The 19,741-nt window shown below is 65.5% G+C and carries 13 protein-coding genes, 1 tRNA gene and 1 pseudogene; 10 read left to right on the forward strand and 5 right to left on the reverse strand.

Features of this window, described 5'->3' with window-relative positions:
• From B7L92_RS08385 to B7L92_RS08405, 5 genes are all read left to right on the forward strand, one after another.
• Window positions 1-756, forward strand: a 756-nt coding sequence (locus B7L92_RS08385) for a DNA glycosylase family protein (protein WP_218030434.1), incomplete at its 5' end; no start/stop codon positions are given.
• Window positions 757-768: 12 nt separating this feature from the next.
• Window positions 769-2,310 (forward strand): B12-binding domain-containing radical SAM protein, encoded by a 1,542-nt coding sequence (locus tag B7L92_RS08390; protein ID WP_081236818.1) that lies wholly within the window; start codon window positions 769-771, stop codon window positions 2,308-2,310.
• On the forward strand, window positions 2,307-2,963 hold the full coding sequence (locus tag B7L92_RS08395; RefSeq protein WP_081236819.1) for a dTMP kinase: 657 nt from the start codon (window positions 2,307-2,309) through the stop codon (window positions 2,961-2,963). The genes B7L92_RS08390 and B7L92_RS08395 overlap by 4 nt, the downstream gene beginning before the upstream one ends.
• Window positions 2,960-3,403: an NUDIX hydrolase gene (locus B7L92_RS08400; RefSeq protein WP_081236820.1), complete on the forward strand. Its 444-nt coding sequence runs from the start codon at window positions 2,960-2,962 to the stop codon at window positions 3,401-3,403. Before B7L92_RS08395 ends, B7L92_RS08400 begins: the two co-directional genes overlap by 4 nt.
• Before the next feature lie 454 nt (window positions 3,404-3,857).
• Window positions 3,858-4,520 carry a hypothetical protein gene (locus tag B7L92_RS08405; protein ID WP_081236821.1) on the forward strand — a complete coding sequence of 221 codons (663 nt, stop codon included), beginning with the start codon at window positions 3,858-3,860 and terminating at the stop codon, window positions 4,518-4,520.
• Window positions 4,521-4,652: 132 nt separating this feature from the next.
• Here B7L92_RS08405 and B7L92_RS08410 read toward each other — a convergent pair.
• Window positions 4,653-5,449 (reverse strand): IS5 family transposase gene (locus B7L92_RS08410; RefSeq protein ID WP_438363976.1). Its coding sequence is split into 2 segments (ribosomal slippage): window positions 4,653-5,116 and window positions 5,116-5,449, totalling 798 coding nucleotides; the frame shifts between segments, so codons are not numbered across the junction.
• Window positions 5,450-6,041: 592 nt separating this feature from the next.
• Window positions 6,042-6,614: a hypothetical protein gene (locus B7L92_RS40200; RefSeq protein ID WP_143626262.1), complete on the reverse strand. Its 573-nt coding sequence runs from the start codon at window positions 6,612-6,614 to the stop codon at window positions 6,042-6,044.
• A gap of 326 nt (window positions 6,615-6,940) precedes the next feature.
• Between B7L92_RS40200 and B7L92_RS08420 the strand changes: the two genes are divergently transcribed.
• Window positions 6,941-9,499: an N-6 DNA methylase gene (locus B7L92_RS08420; protein ID WP_107501410.1), complete on the forward strand. Its 2,559-nt coding sequence runs from the start codon at window positions 6,941-6,943 to the stop codon at window positions 9,497-9,499.
• Window positions 9,500-9,765: 266 nt separating this feature from the next.
• On the opposite strand, the gene B7L92_RS40205 is transcribed toward B7L92_RS08420, so the two are convergent.
• Window positions 9,766-10,137: a hypothetical protein gene (locus tag B7L92_RS40205; RefSeq protein WP_143626263.1), complete on the reverse strand. Its 372-nt coding sequence runs from the start codon at window positions 10,135-10,137 to the stop codon at window positions 9,766-9,768.
• A gap of 667 nt (window positions 10,138-10,804) precedes the next feature.
• Here B7L92_RS40205 and B7L92_RS08430 point away from each other — a divergent pair.
• A complete protein-coding gene (locus B7L92_RS08430) occupies window positions 10,805-12,166 on the forward strand; it encodes a tyrosine-type recombinase/integrase (protein WP_159461010.1) in 1,362 nt (453 codons plus the stop codon).
• Window positions 12,167-12,245: 79 nt separating this feature from the next.
• Here B7L92_RS08430 and B7L92_RS08435 read toward each other — a convergent pair whose 3' ends face one another.
• Entirely contained in the window at window positions 12,246-12,761 is a 516-nt protein-coding gene (locus B7L92_RS08435; RefSeq protein WP_143626264.1) for a hypothetical protein, read from the reverse strand.
• Between the two features lie 129 nt (window positions 12,762-12,890).
• Here B7L92_RS08435 and B7L92_RS08440 point away from each other — a divergent pair, with 129 nt between their 5' ends.
• Entirely contained in the window at window positions 12,891-17,747 is a 4,857-nt protein-coding gene (locus B7L92_RS08440) for a hypothetical protein (protein ID WP_081236825.1), read from the forward strand.
• Window positions 17,748-18,331: 584 nt separating this feature from the next.
• Here the strand turns inward: B7L92_RS08440 and B7L92_RS08450 are convergent.
• A tRNA-Arg gene (locus B7L92_RS08450) sits at window positions 18,332-18,403 on the reverse strand.
• 156 nt (window positions 18,404-18,559) lie between these two features.
• Here B7L92_RS08450 and B7L92_RS08455 point away from each other — a divergent pair.
• Together B7L92_RS08455 and B7L92_RS08460 are read left to right on the forward strand one after the other, a co-directional pair.
• On the forward strand, window positions 18,560-19,072 hold the full coding sequence (locus B7L92_RS08455; RefSeq protein ID WP_081236828.1) for a response regulator: 513 nt from the start codon (window positions 18,560-18,562) through the stop codon (window positions 19,070-19,072).
• A gap of 110 nt (window positions 19,073-19,182) precedes the next feature.
• Window positions 19,183-19,741, forward strand: a pseudogene (locus B7L92_RS08460) (ArgS-related anticodon-binding protein NrtL); the annotation flags it as partial.

Raw genomic sequence — 19,741 nt, forward strand, 5'->3', positions numbered from 1 at the left:
GACGGGGCACGCGCGCGTGCCGTCCGTACGGTCTCCGGCGTCTGGGTCCTGGCCCACGATCACCAGGGCCTGCGCGTCGACTGCGTGGAGGGCACCGAAGACGTCAAGCCCTCCTTCCTTACCACCGACCCCGCCCAGCTGCCGTCGGCCGCACCGCACGCGCTGCGCACCAAACTCCTCGAGCTCGGGGTCTCCCAGCGGCTGGCGAACCCGTGGCTGTGGGACGCGATCACCACGGCGATCCTGCGTCAGGTCGTACGCGCCGACCAGGCCCGTAAGCTCTACCGCGCCTGGTGCAGCACCTACGGCACCGTCATCGACGGCCCCTTCGGCACGCTCGCTGTGGCGCCGTCCCCCACCGAGGTGCTGGCACTGACTGACGTCGCCTTCGCCGCTGTCGGCGCGAAGTTCCACCGCACCGCGCTCCAAGCCGCGGCCGAACACTACGAGCAGCACCATCAGGCGTGGGAACAAGCGGCCGCCGCCGACCTGGTCGCAGGACTGACAGCCATTCCCCGTATCGGCCCCTGGACCGCCGCCGCAGCCGCAGCCGACTTCACCGGCGACTTCAGCATCTACCCGCACGACGACCTCGCGGTACGCACCTGGGCCGCACAGATCGCCCCCGGCTACCCCTGGCCCGGCAAGACGGACAAGGCCTTCAAGCCGCTGTGGACCGGCTGGGCCGGCACCGACCGCACCGCTTTGCACACCCTCACCCTCGCCACCCTCACCTGGGGGGCGCACGCCCGATGACCTGGAGGACGCATGCAGCAGTTACCGCTGATCGCGGGCGCCGACGACACCCGCGCGCTGGATGCTCTGTTCATCAACGCACCGCTGCGTGACTACACCCTGCGGCCCCGCACCAACGACTACACGCTCCCCGTGCTGGGCATGGCGTACATCGCCACCTACGCCCAGCAGCGCGGCTTCAACGTCGGCGTGCTGGACGCCGAAGCCTTCGGCCTGGGCATCGAGGAGACCGCGCGGATCGTCAACGAGGCCGTGCCCCGCTGGGCCGCCATGAATCTCCTCGCGCCCACCTACGAGATGTCCGCTCAGATCGCTGGCCTGCTCGACCCGTCCATCGCTCTGATGGTGGGCGGGCACCACGCCAAGGCCATGCCGGACCGTATCCTGGCCGACTCCCGCATGCGCAACCTGCGCGCCCTCGTCCTGGGCGAAGGGGGGCTGCGTGTCGCCTTCCTCCTGGAAGACGAGCACAACCGGCGCACGCTGCCGGGCGTCCTGTGGCGTGACCAGCTGCTCGGCACCCGGGCCGCCGGCATCGCCGACCCCAAGAGCAGCGCCGTCCTGCTCGGCCCGAACATCGACGCCCTGCCGTACGTCAACCGCGCCTTTCTGCCACAGGACCCCTACCCGGCCGCACCGACTGCACTCGATAGGCGGCTGGCCACCCACCACGGCACCCACGCCGACCAGGCCGCCGCCCGCACCGGACGCGTAGAGGCCAACATCGTCGGCAGCCGCGGCTGTCCCTACAACTGCACGTTCTGCGGCGCCGCCGTCAGCGCCAACCCGGACGTCACCATCCGCGTACGTTCCCCCGAAAACATCATCGGCGAGCTGGACCAACTGCACGACGAGTACGGCGTGACCGCGTTCCGTTTCGTGGACGATCTGTTCCTCGGCGTCGGCCGCGTCATCGACGAGCAGATGCAGGCCTTCACCCGCCACCGGATCGGAGAACGCTACGTCTGGGACGCCACCGGCCGCATCAACGTCCTCAACCGGCTCACCGACGCCGACCTGGACTGCCTCGTCGCCAACGGGCTGCGCGAAGTCGCTCTCGGCATCGAATCCGGCAGTGACCGCATCCTGGCCGCGATGGACAAGCGGATCGACGCCGAGATGACCGAACGCGTCGCCCGCCGCCTGGTCGCGCACGGGATCGGCGTGAAAGGCTACTTCATCCTCGGCTTCCCCGGCGAAACGAAGGAAGACTTGGACGCCACTATCCAGCACATCCGCAACCTGTGGGACATCTCCGACCTGAACACCGGCGATATCCGTGCCAGCGTCTTCGAGTTCCGGCCCTACCCCGGTACGCCCGTGTGGCAGACGCTCATCGATGCCGGCCACGCCCCGGACGCCCTCCTGGCGTACGACGACGTCGATCTCACCGGTGACGGCGCCGACGAGTCGATGCGGCAGCGCGACGAGTTCAACTTCTCCGTCGGTATCCAGTTCGGCGAGGTACCGCTGCAGCACATCCGATCAACGCTGGCCATGCTCACCCGCGAGCAGCACGAGCGGAACCAGGGCGGGCAGGGGGCGGTCGCATGACCGGCGGACGCACCGGCTGGTTCGTCTCCATCGACGGGCCCAGCGGGGTCGGTAAATCCACCACCGTCCAGGCCCTGCACGGCCTTCCGACCAAGCAGAAACGGCCCGCCAGGCGGACCGTCGAGCCGACCAGCACCGCTCTGGGCACATTCACCCGATCTCACGCCAACACGATCCACGGCCTAGCGCTCGCCTGCCTCGTCGCCGCCACCCGCTACGAACACGTCGAAACGGTGATCGATCCTGCGCTGCGCGCCGGCGAGCTCATCATCAGCGACCGCTACCTGCCCTCCACTTTGGTGCTGCAGCAGCTCGACGGCGTCCCGTTCGAGTTCCTGATCGACGTCAATCGGCACGTCCCCCTGCCGGACCTGGCCGTGATCCTCACCGCCGAGCCGGGCCTGATCGCCGAACGCATCGCCACCCGCGGCATCACCCACCGCTGGCACCTGGACCCCACCGGCCCCAGCCGGGAAGTCGACCTGTACCAGGACACAGCGGCCTACCTGATAAGCAGAGGCGTCGACGTACTGGTCCTCGACACCAGCGCCTCCACCCCATCGGACGTAGCACGCCGAATCGCCGACGCCATCCCGGCTCTGCCGCTAGCGTCGAATGTCTCATCCACCCCTTCAACCCCCCAAGGAACATGAACGGACAGCCGGCAACACCCGTCATCGACACCCACGTCATCCTCCGCGACGGCGACAAGATCCTCTTCTCCCAGCGGGGCGGCCCGTACGGCTACGGCCGATGGCACATGCCCTCCGGAAAGCTGGATCAGGGCGAGCCCTTGCACGTCGGCGCCGCCCGCGAGTTGTTCGAGGAGACCGGGATCACCGTCGACCCGACCGACCTCCGGCTCGTTCAAGTCGTGCACCACCGCCAGGACGACGAGACGGAGCGGATCGGCTTCTTCTTCGAAGCCGCCGAATGGGAAGGAGAGCCCGTCAACAAGGAACCGGAGAAGTGCCTGGCACTCACCTGGTTCACCGTGCACGAACTACCGGATGACATCATCGAGTATCCGGACGCCGGCCTGCTCGGCTACCTCGACGGCACCAGTCCCCTGACGATGCACAACTGGCCGTAACACGTCACGGCTCGGGCCCCACGCTGGGGTGCGGCAATTGCCGTAACGGTTTCGTCCACTGCCAAGTGCACGATTACTACAGCGGGCCTGCCCGCTACGTGGTGACCAACTGGCTGGCATCCCTCATGGCCGACGACTACGAGTGGGCAAAGCTATTCGTCGTGGAGTCAGCCCTGCGAGCGGCACGCGCGGACGAACTGCGCACTCTGTTGGAGGCGGAAAGCCCAGGCTGGCCCCCGCAGCAGTACCTGGAAAGAGAGTGGACGGGCCCGGCAGCGGAGGCCTGGCTGGCCCCCGCACCACCCATGCCGCCGCAGTCACCAGGCCTCGCCACGCTACCGCCCGTGGCGGGGCTCGCTCGCGTCACATCTGCACTACGAATCATGCACAACACACCTATCCCCTTCATCAACCCCTCACAATAATGGTCAGCCATACCGTCCTTGGGGGGACCATGCACGCCAGAACCATCACGCTCGCCACCGCAGCGATCCTCGCCGCTACCCTCACCGCCTGCAGCGCGGATGAGCCGTCGCAGGGCAAGGCTGAACGCGCCACCGCGGCCGCCAGCGCGCCAGCCTCGAAAACGCCCGACTGCGGGCCCGACTCCACCCTGTCGCAGGCCGACTGGATGGAGCAGTGCGGCGACAGCCCCGCCGCGACCGACGCGGGCGACGAGCAGCCGGACACCGAGCTCGCCGTCGACGACACCTTCGCCTACACCGACGGCCTGAAGATCAAGGTCGACAGCATCTCCCGTATCACCAAATACGGAGAGTACGACGATCGGCCTGAGGCCGACCAGATCCCCTTCCGCGTCACCTGGACCGTCATGAACGGCACGAAGAAACCGTACAACCTGGACGACTTCAGCTATCAGGCGCAGGGCGCCACCACCGGCGGGGAGACCGAGCTGCTGTTCGTGGAAGAGGGCTCCAAGAAGATGACCGGCCGCCTAGCGCCCGGGCGGACCGGCACGTACACCTTCGAGTACGCCATCGCCAAGAGCGACGGCAAGGACATCGTGTTCACCATGTCCCGCATGGACGACGCCTGGCTGGAGCAGGACAGCGCCTGGCTCGGGGAAGACCCCCACTGGACCGGCCCCATTAAGTAGGACACACACATGAACGAGGAAGCACAGCAGGAGACGGAGTGCACCCACCGAGGACTCGAGGCGGCCGCGAGCACGTCGCCGTAGCGTTCCTCCTTCGGCCACTGGTAGGCATGCACCTTATCCTTAGAGCTCCTAACGGAATGCGGTTTGCAGGCGGCGCCAGCAGATCAGCGAGCAGGCGAGTTTGAGGAACGCCTCGTGGATGTCGTCGCGGATCTCCCAGCGGATGCGCAGGCGGCTGAACCAGTGCAGCAGCGCGATCGTCTGCTCGACAACCCACCGCTTGGTGCCCAGACCGGAACCGTGCTCGGTGCCACGACGGGCGATCACGGGCTTGATGCCCTTCGCCCGGACCTGGCGGCGGTAGCAGTCATGGTCATAGCCGCGGTCTGCGTAGATCTCCCGGGGCCGCTGCCGCGGTCGCCCCCGCTTGCCGCGGATCGGTGGGACCGCTTCCAGAAGCGGCATGAGCTGGGTGATGTCATTGCGGTTGCCGCCGGTCAAGGCGACGGCGAGCGGGATGCCGGCGGCATCGCAGATCACGTGGTGCTTGGAGCCCGGCCGTCCCCGGTCGACCGGGCTCCGACCGGTTTTGGGCCGCCCTTGAGCGCCCGGACGTGGGAGCTGTCGATCACCGCCCTCGACATGTCCAGCCGGTCAGCGGCCCGCAGCTCGGCCAGCAGCACCTCATGCAGGCGCTGCCAGACACCGGCGTTGTTCCAGTCCCGCAGTCTGCGCCAGCAGGTCATGCCTGATCCGAAACCCAACTCGGCGGGCAGCCATTCCCAGCGGATGCCGGTGTAGAGGACGAACAGGATGCCGCACAGCACCTTGCGGTCATCCAGCGCCTTCCGGCCCGGGTACCGATGCCGGCGCTGCCGGACAGGCAGCAATGGCTCGATCCGCGACCACAACTCGTCGTCAACCAGCCAGGGTTGAGGGTCACGCTTCCTCACACCTAAGCAACCGAGTCACCCAGCCAGAGGTCACGGCCCAACCGCATTCCGTTAGGAACTCTAAGCCTGGTGGGGTTGGTGGGCTGGCTTGCGCTGGTCACGGTACGGCCCCGGTGACCAGAGCGCCGGCGCATCCCTGCACTGTCACGGACTCCGAGCGACCGTCGTTGATCGCTCGGAGTGGCACGCGTGTGGCGTGGATTGACATCCGCTTGAGGAGTTTGATCCGGGCTCGCCCCGGGGGCCGTCGTCAGCTGCTCCGACAGCCGTCCCGGGGTGCAGCTGTACGCCGCCGTATGCTCCCGTTGATGTCAGCGTTGGACGTCACCGAAACAGCTCCGGAACTATGCAGGCCTCCAACGGTTCGTCCGGCCGGTCCGCCCACCACCAGGTGTGCCGATCAGCGCACTATTACAGAGACCGGCAGGTCCTCCGGTCGTCCTCTCGCCTGGACAACACGCCCGATCGAGTGCGCTGTGTTGCTTGCCATGACGTCCCGTCGGTTCCTGCACGAGGGTTGCACGACAGCGGAGGCACTGCGCGTCTTACTGACTGGTGTTTTGCACTATTCCGCGCGAAGGATGAAGGCGGCACGAAGCGCTTGGAGGGCGTCAGCGCGGAGGACTTGGGCCATGTCCTCCCGCGCGCCGTCCTTACCACGCCAGGGGAGTTGCTGATAGGTGCGCATCACGATGCTGTCCGCCGTCCACTCGCTGCGGAAGTGGTAAAATTCGCGTCGCTTTCGATTGACTTCCTCAAGCAGTGCTTGCGAAGACGCCGTGTACCAACCCTCTGTGGCTGCGTACTGGAGGAGGGCGCCGAGTCCCCAACGTTCCCATCCCCTCGGCGCATTGGCGCCTAAGTGGTTCACGCGCCCCGCAATTTCTCGCTCGCACGACGCATGGGCGCAGACGAGGGCTGCTGCGTCAAAGCCATGAAGGTAGCAGCCGATCGCTTCCACAAAGAACCAAGCGGACTCGTGCCCCCCTCCAACTAGGCCGATGGTCTCAGGAGGGAAGTCCTGCTGGAGGCTGTCGATCTCAAGGGATCGCTCGGCACGCGCGGCCCGTGTCCGCTCATCTCGAGCGGCCAAAGCTGCTACCCGCTGGGAGAGTTCGCTTTCAGTTGATGCACCCATAGCGGGATCATGACATGGTGAGCGCGTGGCCGCGGCACGTTGCTGTTCGCGGTGCCGGCGTGACCGTGATCTGATCCGGTCTGTTCGACCACGACGGATGAGCAGTGCCTTGCTCCTGGCTAATCTCGGCCGTCACGCGTCCGTCACACACAGGTACAGGAGTCTGTCAGACGAACCGTCCTCCAGCGATCACCTCTAGAGGGATGCGGTACGTCCGCTTGCTGTACACAGGCCAGATAGGGAAGGCTGCTCCACGCTGATCAGTCGTCTGGGATGATGGCCCAGCGTTGTACGGAGACCAGCACCTGGCTGTGAGGGGTGGAAGAGTGACGGATCAGATGGAGTCCATCGCGGTACCTGAGGTGCCGGCGGGGGGAGAAGCGGACCGCCTGATCGACTACATCTCCGGAAGGAGTGTGCCCAACACGCCAGAGGAGCGGGAGGCTGTACAGCCCTTCGCGCGAGCGCTCGTAGAGGACTACGGGTACCCGAAGGAGTTCATCAGGACTCGCCCGCAATGGCATGTTAAAGCGCGTCCGTCCGACACACGCAAAACGTATCCTGTCGATATTGCAGTCTTCGAGTCGGGCACTCATGCTGACGAAACTCTGCGTGTCGTAGTCGAATGTAAGAAAAAGAAGCGAAAAGACGGTCGGGATCAGCTAGAAGACTACATGCGTCTTTCGCGTGCTGAGCTGGGCGTGTGGTTCAACGGTGATGAGCGTCTATTCCTGAGGAAGATTGAGGCGCGGGGATCCGTCACGTTTGAGAGGATCCCGAACCTCCCTCGTTACGGCGAGCGCATTGAGGACATTGGCCTCTACACGAGGGATTCCCTTCGACCGACACATAACTTGCGGTCCACATTCCGGGCGGTCCGCAATTATTTGGCGGCCAACGCTGTCGGCATGACCCGCGATGAGGCATTGGCGCAGCAGATCATTAATGTGATCTTCTGTAAAATTTATGATGAGCGCTTCACTGCCCCCAATGAGCAAGTGCGCCTTCGTGCGGGTATTGGGGAGCCCGATTCACAGGTAGCCGGAAGAGTTCGAGATCTGTTCCGCGAAGTCGTGCAACGCTACGACGACGTCTTTGATGAGAGCGATTCTATTTCGCTCGATGATGCCTCTTTGGCGTACGTCATAGGAGAGCTCCAGCCTTACTCCCTCATGGACTCGGACCGTGATGCAGTGGCGGACGCATTCGAAACGTTCATCGGTCCTTCTCTGAAGGGTGCGCAAGGGCAGTTCTTCACCCCACGCAACGTGGTGCAACTTGTGGCCGAGATGGTTCAACTGAATTCAAAGGATCACGTTGCAGATCCCGCCTGCGGGTCGGGCGGATTCCTGGTGGAATCTCTCCGTCGTATGTGGGCCGAAGTTGAGGCGGAGGCGAAGCGGCTGAAGTGGCCTGAGAAGGAAACTGACGCGGACAAGCAGCGTGTAGCTATCCGGCAAATTAGAGGAATTGATAAGGACTCCTTCCTTGCGAAGGTAGCTAAAGCCTACATGGCGGTCCTGGGTGATGGTCGGGGTGGTGTGTTCTGTGAAAACTCTTTGGCCCCTATGACCCAGTGGCATTCGAAGTCGGCTGAGGAGGTTCGTGACGGGACGTTCACCGCCATTCTGACGAATCCGCCATTCGGCAAGAAGCTGAAGATCACAGAAGCAGCCACACTTGCCAGGTATGATCTTGCGCATAAGTGGAAGCGCGACACCAAGACTGGCGAGTTTGAGCGCACGAATAAACTTAGTGACGGCCAATCGCCTCAAATTCTTTTCATCGAGAAATGCCTGGATCTCCTGCGTCCGGGCGGACGGCTCGGGATCGTAATTCCAGAGTCAATGCTCTGCAATCCCTCGCATCGCTTTATCGTTTCCTACATCCTCTCGCGGGCGAAGATTCGTGCCGTCATCACGATGCCTGAGGATCTGTTTCAGCCTTATACGCATGCCAAGACGGCCGTAGTGCTGATTGAGAAGCATCGCGCTGACGCTAGTGTCGATGAAGATTACCCGGTCTTCATGGCGCTGGCTAAGTGGTGCGGGCATGACTCACGAGGCCATGGCATTCCCTTCGACGACTTGCCAGTCATCACGCGAAGGCTTCATCGGTTCAACCAGGGAGAACCGCTCGAATTTGACCACCTTGGCTTCACTGTGATGGCAAGCGAGATCCAAGACAATATCTACTTGCCTAAGTATTACAACCCGGAGTTGAAGCAACGCCTTGACGCTCTGGCGGACACGCATGATCTCGTAAATCTTGGAGATCTTGCGGATGAGGGAGTAATTGAAGTAGGAACTGGTCATGAAGTGGGTAAGTTGGCCTACGGTACTGGTCCCATCCCCTTCATTCGTACTTCGGATATTGCAAACTGGGAAATTAAGGGGGACCCGAAGCACGGAGTTAGCGAGGCGCTGTACAAGACGTTGTCAGGTCGTCAAAATGTTGAAGTCGATGACATTTTGATGGTGCGTGACGGTACTTACCTCGTTGGCACGTGCGCTATCGTCACGGATCTTGATTCGAAGATCCTTTATCAGAGTCATATCCTCAAATTCAAGTCTCTTGACTATGGGGTCATGGATCCGAAGTTGCTGTTGGCGCTGTTTTCCTCGCCCATCGTCAAGGAGCAGATCTGGGCCAAACGGTTTACACAAGACATCATTGATACACTTGGAGGCAGGTGGCGTGAATTGATCCTCCCTGTCCCCAAGGATGAGGGGCAACGTCAAAGCATCATTGACTCGGTGGAGTCGGCGATTGAAGGACGTAGGCAAGCCCGTCTTTCTGCTCGTAAGGCAGTAATGCAGGTTGCTCCTCATGGCTCACTTGATCCGGATGTTGATTACGACTTCCTGGTGATTGGGAGGTCTTAAACCGCCAGCGCTGTTGTGTTCGGCCGGCCTTCGTTTCCTAGAGGTCGGCCGAATCTCAATGACCGAGTCAAGCCAGCGGGTCGCCGTCCTTAAACGATGGGCGGCGACCCGCCCACTATGAGTTCGAGCCTCGTCCTGGGGTCTGGTCGTGTCCGACTCGTTTCATCGCTGTTGGTGTTAGTCACTGACGTCAAGCATCAGCCTGCGGCTTGACAGCTGCCCGGATCGGCTATGACTACTCAATCTGGTAGAGCGGCCAGGTAGCACTAGTCCGTCGACGCGTCTCGGAGAGATCGACGAGCCAGGAACAGAAACAGACCGTAGGCCTCTCTACGTTTTTCATCTGCAGCCGCGTAGGCCTCCTCCTCCTGGACGGTTTCCCTCCCCTGGGATACGGCCATTACCCAATCCAGGACTGCGTCGACCTGTTCGAAGATCTTGGTGTGCAGATCCCCGCACGCATCCGCGCCCTCGTCAGGTCCCCACACACTCAGCTCCACCACGCCAGCTGCAAGATCTGGCATCGCGTCTGTGATGGCTGAGCGGGCTTCGGTTGTTGGTACCTGTCCTTGCCTCAGGCCTCGTTCTATGTCGTGCAGCGTGCCTGTGACCTGTCGCGCGGCTTTCAGGGCTGCCATCCAACTTTTCTTTCGTTCCTCCCGTGCCCAGTGCTTATGCTCAGCTTGGGATTGCCCTTCCACTTGAACTCGTACGGCTTCAACAGCCTTCTGAGCACCGATCCGGGCACCCCTCCACGCTGCGAGTGCACCTACGGACGAGCCAATCAACGCACCCACGCCAGCCAGCAACGCTGCAATTCCCTGATCCATAGAAGTATCTTGTACCTCTATGAGCTGACGCGTACCACGAGTACCAGCCTTGCCCACCACTGACCCCAGCTCCCATCCCGTCCGCCGTCGACCCACACACCGTGGAGCGGGCGTGGTTCAGGGGCGTCAAGGTGGAGCGCGCCACCGTACGAACGACCTTGACGCCCCTGGGCCGCGTCTGCTCGGCTCTGCTTGGGTCGACGGCGGACGGGATGGGAGCTCCCCGCGCACGCCACCCACGGGCCCGCGGTCGGCAACGGCGCCCCCTCCATCCCGGTGCCGGCCGATCCCCCGCCGGAGGCATCGTCTTTGACCGCGGGCCGCTCTATGCGGTGATCGCCTCATGCCCTTCGGCCCTGTCCACCTGTGGGCGCGCGTCGGCGCAGCGCGGGCGGGGCGGGCCGAAGGCAGGAGCGTCGCCCGCAGCGGAGCCGGGAAGCGCGCCCGGCGGAGCGGAGCGCAGCCGGGGCTTGACGTGAGGATCTGGGGCATCCGGAAGCGCAATACCCAGAAGGCGTCATACGACGTGCGGTGGAAGGTCGCGGGTGGCGTTTTCTCCGAGCAGTTCCGGACCAAAGCGCTTGCTGATAACTACCGGTCGAAACTCATGCGGGCTGCCCGCGAGGGTGAGGAGTTCGACACGGAGACGGGCCTTCCGGACTCCATGACGGAGAAGAAGGCTTCGAGTACCTGGTACGCCTTCGCGCTGCGCTACCTCGCCATGAAGTGGCCGCACGCTGCTCCCAACACGCGAGACGCGATCAATGAATCACTGACGTCCGTCACCATGGCGCTCTTCCACGACCGCCCCGGGCGTCCCTCGGACGAGGAGATCAGACGGGCACTGCGGAACTGGGCCTTCGTTCTTCCGTCGCCGGATGCTCGCGACGATGTCCCCGAGGAAGTGCGTAACATCCTGCACTGGGTGGCCAAGGCCTCGCGCCCGCTTGCCGACCTGGCTGAGCCGGCCACGACCCGGGCCGTCCTCGACTCCTTCAAGCTGAGGCTCGACGGCAAGGCGTCCGCCGCCGAGACTGTACGGCGCAAGCGGCGGACGTTCGTCAATGCCGTGAATTACGCCGTTGACTTGGGGGAGTTCCGGGAGAACCCCGTTACCGCCGTCCGTTGGCAGAAACCCAAGGTGTCGGGTGAAGTGGACCCGCGGGTAGTCGCCAACCCCGAGCAGGCACGGAGCCTCCTGGTCGCCGTCTCGTACGTCAGCGGCTACAAGCGTTCCCGCGGCCGCCGCCTCGTCGGCCTGTTCGCCGCCATGTACTTCGGAGGCTTCCGCCCGGCTGAGGTGGTCGGCCTCGCGGAATCGGACCTCGTCCTGCCCGCCACAGGCTGGGGCTCAGCTCTGCTCCACCGCACCCGCCCCACCGCGGGCAAGCTGTGGACCGACTCGGGAGAGACTCATGACGACCGGGGTCTGAAGAACCGACCGGCCGAGGACGTTCGGCGCGTGCCCATTCCTCCGCAGCTCGTGGCCGCGCTGCGTGAACACCTCGACACGTTCGGAACGGCCGACGACGGGCGGTTGTTCTTCAGCGAGAAGGGGGCCGTGGTCCCGTCCTCGACGTACTTCCGTGTATGGCAGGAAGCGCGGTTCCTGGCCCTGCCGCCAGCCGTGGCTGCGTCCCCGCTGGCTGCCCGACCGTACGACCTGCGGCACTCCGCGTTGTCGACCTGGCTCAACGCCGGGGTCGACCCCACCGAGGTCGCCGAACGCGCCGGCAACTCCGTCGAGGTATTGCTGAGCCGCTACGCGAAGTGCATCGACGGGCGCCAGGAGGTGGCCAACAACCGCATCGAGAAGCTGCTGAGCGAGTACGAGTAGCGCCTGCATTGCCTACCCCAGCGAACGCCCCTGGACTTCATACGGGATCATTCGTGATCGCCATACGCGATCTATGAGATCACGGGCGCATATCGGAGGGCTGGCCGAGGTCCGGCAGGTCGGAAGCGGTGGAGGTGTTCAGCTCCCTTGGCGCGGCGCCCCAGGCTCGACGGAGCCCCATCGCCTTCTGGGCCGCGGCCACCACGTCGTGGCGCCCTGCCGACGCCCTCGCCAGCGCCTCGGCTCGATCAGACGCGGACCCCGCGTCCTGCACGCGGCGCTGCAGACGCAGGAGCCTCTCCCCGGCGCGCACCACATCGGGGGGCGACAGCAGGCGCAGCCGCGTCAGCTGATTGCGCATCTCTCCGTACTGCCCGTTCATTGCCTCGACCGACGATGTGTCAGGCGTCGTCGCCGATGCCTTTGCAAGGTCGGAATGCTGCCAACTTGCCGCCAGAAACGCGACAAACGCGTCTGTCAGCGCCTCGCGCGCCCATTGGCGTTGCTCCCTGCGTCCCCCGACGACCGTGGTCACCACCAAAGTGGCGGCACTGGTCACCGCGGCGGCCCACGCTGCGTACACACCCGCGTCCATCACCCCAGTATTCCTGTCCGCGTCCCGCTGTCCAGCGTTACCGGCCCCGCTGCGCCACCTGGCACTTCGATTGGCCAACTCGCCTCAAACTTCTCGGGTTTGGGAGACAAAGGCTCTACCATGCGACGCATGACGCGCCTCTTTGACCAGGACGGTACCGGCACCGTGGACGAGGAGGAGGTGAAGCGGCGGGAACGGGTGGCACAGATTGTCGAGCGCGAGCTGGGCGCACCTGTGAGGATCACATATCTGGACGACTTCGCAGACGGATTCACCGGCGCCCGGGTCACGCGTTGTGACCTGATGGGTAACGGCCAGGCTCGCCTGGAGGGCGAGTACATCCTGAAGGTGTCGGACGATCCCAACGACGGTCAGAACGAGGCGCACCGGCTCTTCACCGAGCGGCTCACCCCCTTCGCCGAGCGGCGCGTGCCGGCCCTGGAGCTCTCCGGACACGACGATCAGCTCCGCGTCGACATCTACAGCGTCGCCGGTGAGACACGTGGCGTGCGCCCGGCCCGCGTGGCAACCACGTCGGTCTCGATCGATGCCCTGCCGGAAGTGAGCCGCGAACTGTTGGAAGCGCAGTTCGCGAACCATGCTGGTGGCGAGAGCATGACCGTCCGGCAAACTCTCGAAGCCTGGTTGGGAGAGGGGTTCCTCAGCGGCAAAAAGGGTGAGGCGCTGCGGGAGACCCGACGACTGGCTGGCATCGCCGGCACCACGTTCGCCTTCTCCACCCAGATGCTGCCCGACCCGCTGTCCGTCCTGGAGCAGGACAACAAGCTCTCGGAAGACGTCAAGTTTGTCTTGTTGGGCTACAACCACGGCGACCTGCACCCGCGCAACATCCTCCTGGACGGGGCAGGTGCTGACGAGGTGACGTACTGGCTCATCGACATCGACTGGGACCGCTACGCCCCGCTCCTGTACGACCACGCCTATCTGGAGACGGCCACCCTGCTCGTCGGGCAGGAGCTGCTGCGCAAGCAGCTCCCCCTCGAAGTCCTGCGAGAATGCGACGACCGCGACCCGAGAAGGGCCGGGCCCCTCGAATGGGAGGGGAACGTCAGGCTTGTCGAGAGCATCCGCCGGGGCAAGGACGAAGCGGTCGAAGCGCTCCAGCCCACCCGCAAGGGATCGCTCCGGCATCAGTACCTGGTGGCGCGGCTCGGTGCCGCGCTGAACTACGCGGCGAAGCGGAGGTCACCGGAACAGCAGCGAGTCACGGCATACCGGCTGGCCGGCTGGGTTGCCCATCTCCTCCTCACCGAGTACCACCCGACGCTCTTGGCACGGGTCCTCGCTGACGCGCACACGCCGCAGACCGTCGCACCGAACGGGGCGGTTGCGGCCGTCGGCACAAGAATGACCGCGGACGGGCGGGGGGCGGTGGAGGAGATGGCGGAGCAGGTGAAGCCGTTCGTCGCCGACACCCACAACGGGTTCGACCGCTTCCTCATCGTTGAGAACGGTGTCACACACCAGGACCTGGCCCACCTGCCCGACCACCGCTGGTCGGTGATCATCGACCTCAACCCCGACAGCGAGACGAACGGCCTCGCCCACGGCTTCGATCCGGGGACGGCCGAGAACCAGATCGTCGTCTCGGGATTGCACGACGCGCCGACACCCGGCCGCAACACGGTGTCGTGGTTGATGGCGGGTGGCCGGGAGAGCCTGGGCGAACACGCACCCCCGGACTTCCGGAGCTGGCGTTCGGCCTATCAGGACGTAGTCCGCGACGTCCTGGCGCGCCACAGCACGAACAGCGTCAACCGCGCGGCCGCTGTCATGTGCCTCACCGCCGGAGACAAGCCGGACCAGCGGGCGGAGCGGGTACTGGAGTTCATCGACGACCTCTACGAACCGCCGATGAAAGTCCTTCGTGCCAGCCCCGACGACGGGCGGTTCGAGGCCCTCCTTAGCGTCTTTGCGGAAAGCGGGGCCCTGCCGCGACCCGAACGGCTTGCCACGCTCCCCGGAGCGAAGGGGCCGACCCGCTTCTCCCGTCCCTGGCTCGCCGGGCTGGAGGCCGACCTCGTCGTGCTGCATTCCCAGATCCTGGACGAGGAACTGCGCGACGAGGCGGTCGACGCGTTCTGGCGGGGCCGTCCCGCGAACTGGCTGGATCTCGACGCCGGTCAGGACGTCCCCCGGTCGCTGCAGCCCCCGCTGCAGGCCGCCATCGCCGATGTCCTGGAGCGCCAGAGTTCGGCCAGCTTCGAACTGTTCCACGCGCCCGGCGCGGGAGGCACCACGCTGGCCCGGCGGATCGCCTGGGACCTGCACCGCGAACATCCGGTGCTGTTGCTGCGCCACTACAGCCCGGATACGGTCGAGCGCATCGATAGTGTCTACCGGTTCACCGAACGGTCGCTTGTGCTGGTGGCGGAGAGCGCCGACATGGGGCAGAGCGAGCGGGAGGATCTCTACCGCAAGCTGAACGAGCGGAACACCCCGGTCGTGGTGCTGTGGGTGACGCGGAGCAACGGCCCGGCGTCGGACGACGAGGACGGGCGCGCCAACAGCGTCAAGTATCACCTGACCGAGCCGATGACCCGCGAGGAGGCGCGCGAATTCCGGGCCAGTTTCGGCGCCCGCGCCCGCTCTCCCAAGGCGAAAGCGTCGGTGGAGGCGCTCGTCCCGTACCAGGTGCCCGACCAGCAGGTCTCTCCCTTCTACTTCGGGCTGTGCGCCTTCGAGACGGAGTTCCTGGGCACGGCACGGTACGTGGAGAGCCACGTCCGTCAGTTCACCGAGGAGCAGCGGCGTTTGGCCGCCTACCTGGCTCTCGTTACCCGGTACGGACAGATCGGGCTGCCGTACTCGCTGGTCCGCCGGTGGATCACCGGTCACTGGGGAGGAGAGGCTGCGTCCCTTGCGGAGTACCGAGCCGACCTCGAGAAAGTCCTTGGAGCGGACCTACGCCGTCTGGTTGTCGAGGATGGCCAGCAACTTCGCATCCTGCACCCGTCCATCGCCGACACCCTCCTGGAAGTGCTGCTGGAGGCGAAGTCGGGAGAGGCCAGGTGGCCGTCGCGGCTGGCCAACACCGCCATCGAGTTCATCGGGCAGCTGGTGGGCCACCTCGGACCCGACAACGCACAGACACGGTCAATCCTCGAGAACCTCTTCATACGCCGCAACAGGTCGGGCTCGGGAACGCAGCAGTTCGCCGAGCTGATCAGGGCCTTCGGTACGGGCCAGCAGCCGGGCCGCGAGCAGGCGTACCGCATCTTCCAGGAGCTTACGCGCCGATGCCCCGATGAGCCGCACTACTGGCTGCACCTGGCTCGCTACCATCTGGACTTCAAGAAGCACGAGGACGGGCAGGCGGAGAAGTTCATTAACCGGGCGATCGAACTTTCCAAGGAGCTGGACCCTGTGCAGTTCCACGCCCTTGGGATGCTGCACCGCGAGTGGGTGTACGCGGGGCTGCGGCAGTTCCGCAACGGTACCGGCCGCCAAGCCGAGACTATCGAGCACGTGCGCAATCGGTACGATGCGGCGCTAAGCGTCTTCGCCAGGGCCAGCAAGCTCAAGCCGTCGGACGAGCACAACTACGTATCCGCGGTCCAGATGATCGTCAGAGTCCTCAACAAGCTGGTCGCGGTCTCCCCGTACAAGAGCCTTGTCGACCTCGTGGCCGCGGGCGGCGACGACGGGAAGTGGGCGGACGCACAGTTGGGGATGGCACTCTCGCTGCTAGACGAATGCGAGTCGGCCCGCCCCGACAGTGCCGACAGCTCGTACCTTCAGCGCTGCCGCGAGGACATCGAGACCGCGCACGGCGAGATCGAGACCATGGTTCGGGCCTGGCGCGATGTGATCGTGAACTCCCGTGGCTACTCGGGACTGGCGCTGGTCTTGGCTCGGAAGTTCCTCCAGGAGCAGGGTCAGAACTGGGAGGAGACGCCCAACGAGGTCTTCCAGACCGTCGTGGAGCTCTTCGACGCGGCGTTCGAGGACCGCGGCGATCTCCCGGACCACGATGTGGAGTTGTGGTTCCGCTGCTACCGCAGGCTTCCGGAGTACGACGACCTCGCCGCTCTCGAACGCCTCTCCACCATCGCCGGATCGCGTACGAGCCCGGTTTGCACTTACTACCTGTACGTCGTGCACTTCCTGCGCTGGCTCAACCAGGAGGAGTACTCGCAGGACGAGGCGTTGCGCCGCTACGACGAGGCCACACACCTCAACCACGGCCGCAGCAGGCGGTGGAACTACGAGTGGGTGGCGAAGGGCCTGTCGGACGGCCATACGGCCGCGCGGCTGGCGAACTTCAGGGAGCTCGGAGAGTACCGGCCCTTGAGCCGGGACTGGCAGTTCTCCGAGCGGGTCTGCAGGCGCGTCCGCGGCGTAGTTCGGCAGATCGACGGACAGCGGTCGGGATGGGTCGCCGTGGAGGACGGCGAGATGAAAGCGTTTTTCGTACCACGTGAGGACTTCACGAACTTTGCGCATCGCGGCAAGGTCGTCGAGTTTGACCTCGGCTTCGCCCACGACGGGCTCCGGGCTTGGCGCGTTGAACTGGCCAAGGACCAGAAGCTGTTCCGCAATGCGGGGGCCCGCCTTCCGGAGGTGGCGGTCTCGCCGGTGCCGCTGCCCTCTCAGAGCGGCGCCGCGCAGGCATCCGTTCAGGTGGGATCTGCGGTGCGAGTACCCTCACCCTCAGCGGCGCCGCACCCGAGGCCCGCGGTGGTGACGCCGGAGATCCGTCAGGAGGCCCATCGACGGGCAGAGGCCGACGGCCCGGAGGCGGCAGGCCGCTTCATCGTCGACTACTTGCTGTCCGCCGCGACCGGCCAGCACGCTGTCACCTCCTTCCAGGTGGGCAAGGCACTCACGGACACCCTCGGAAAGGAAAAGTATCTGCAACTACGCGCCGGCGCCTCGCTCGGCGCCCTCATGGAAAGGCTTGGCTTTGCAGTACGGCCCACGGCGAACGGACAGTTTGTAGTGGAGCCCGAGCCGACAGCCTGAGAGGGTGTTTGATCCGTCTACGGCGCCGGGGGGTGCACCTGCTCGGCGGTCTCCTGCGGGTCCACGCATGACCTCGCCGGGCTTGCGCGAGGTGTGTTTCTCGACGGTATAGAAACGCACCTCCTGACCGTCGGGGTCATGCAGCAGTGGCAGCAACCATCCGCTCAGGCCGCGCCAGACGCCGCAGTGCGGCTCACCCAGGGCCTCCAGACGAGCGGCGAGCGCCTCGATCGCGGCGCTATCGGGCACCGCGATCGCGAAGTAGTCGAAGCCGGCGGCGGCCTCGGCCTGGCCCGGGTCGAGCCGCAGCGCCAGGTCCGGTCCGCCGGCCGGATGGCCCGCGTGATCAGGAGCGGTGCTAATCGGAGAAACGTCCGCAGGCCCGAAAGATCGTCAGCAGAACAAGCTTAGTCCGGGGGCGTCTGTCCCGGGCCGACCTGCGGAAACGCTCCAAGATCCTGTCCACGAATAGTCCACAGACCGCGTCCTAGCGTCGCTCAGCGCTGCATACGCCTGCACATACAAGAAGACCCCGGCCTCAGCGTTTCCGCTGGTGACGGGGTCTTTGGGCACCTCATGCTGGGTGCCCCCGGCAGGATTCGAACCTGCGCACACGGCTCCGGAGGCCGTTGCTCTATCCCCTGAGCTACGGGGGCGTGTCGGTCGCGGTGATCGCGGCGACGGGTAGAACACTACCAGCTTCGGTGGGGTGGTCAGGAACCCGTTTTGCGGAGCCGGGCGGGGGACGGTCGGGTCCGCGGTCGGTGGTCGGGCCGGTCCGGAGTGCGGGGGGTCGCCCGTGCGGGGTGGAAGTGGGGAAACGCCGGACGCGGTGGCCGGTGTCGACCTACTCTCGAGTGGTGCCAGGCGCTTCTGGCCGGGTTCTTGTTGTGGACGACAACAAGGTCATCCGGCAGTTGATCAGGGTCAACCTCGAGCTGGAGGGCATCGAGGTCGTGACCGCGGCCGACGGTGCCGAATGTCTGGAAGTCGTCCATCAGGTGCGGCCCGACCTCGTCACCCTCGATGTCGTCATGCCCCGCCTCGACGGGCTCCGTACGGCTGCCCGGCTGCGTGCCGATCCCCGGACCCGGGACCTTCCGCTCGCCATCGTCAGTGCCTGTACGCAGCACGAGGTGGAGAGCGGTGTGGACGCCGGCGTCGACGCCTTCCTCGCCAAGCCCTTCGAGCCCGCCGAGCTGGTCCGGCTGGTGCGGCGGTTGATCCAGGGGCGGGTGGTCGAAGGGCGGGGGAGCGAGGGCGAGGACGCCGGGCCGGCCTCGCCGGCCGGGCGTGCCGGTGGGACCGGGCACGCCGGTGGGTGAGGGGAGGACTTCGGCCGAGTGAGTTTCGTTCACGTGAGGTTCGTCCACATCCCGGAATCACACCCAAACCTGTTCGCTTACCCACCCCCCTCCTCGCCTACGCTTGACCCGTGACTCCCGTCGAGCTCTCCCGCACCGTGCTGCACGCGGTGCGTCGTGCCGTCGACGAGGGGGAACTGAGGGTGACCGTGCCCGAGCGGGTCGTGGTCGCGCCTCCCCGGCCCGGGGGGTGCGGGGACTACGCCACCAACGTCGCCCTCCGGCTCGCCCGCCCGGCCGGTGAGCCGGCCCGGCGCGTCGCCGAGATCCTCCGGCCCCATCTGCTGCGCGACGGCCGTATCGCCGAGGTCGTCGTCACCGGGCCCGGGTTCCTCAACATCAGCCTGCGGAGCGCGGCGCCCGTCGCCCTCGTCCAGGAGATCCTGCGGTGCGGCCCGCGGTACGGGCACGGCGACTCCCTGGGCGGGCGGCTCGTCCGGCTGCGGGCTCCCCACGAGGTCCGTGCCGTCGTGCACGTCGACGCCCTGGGCCGCATCCTCCGTTCCCAGGGCGCCGTCGTCCGCACGGGGCACGACCGTCCGCCCGAGGAGGCGTGGAGCACCGTCCTGGGCGTGGACGTCCATCTCGACGGCCCCGGGGACGATCACCCCGACGCCACCGACGCCACCG

The organism is Streptomyces viridosporus (genome assembly GCF_002078235.1).
Taxonomy (GTDB): Bacteria; Actinomycetota; Actinomycetes; order Streptomycetales; family Streptomycetaceae; genus Streptomyces; species Streptomyces viridosporus.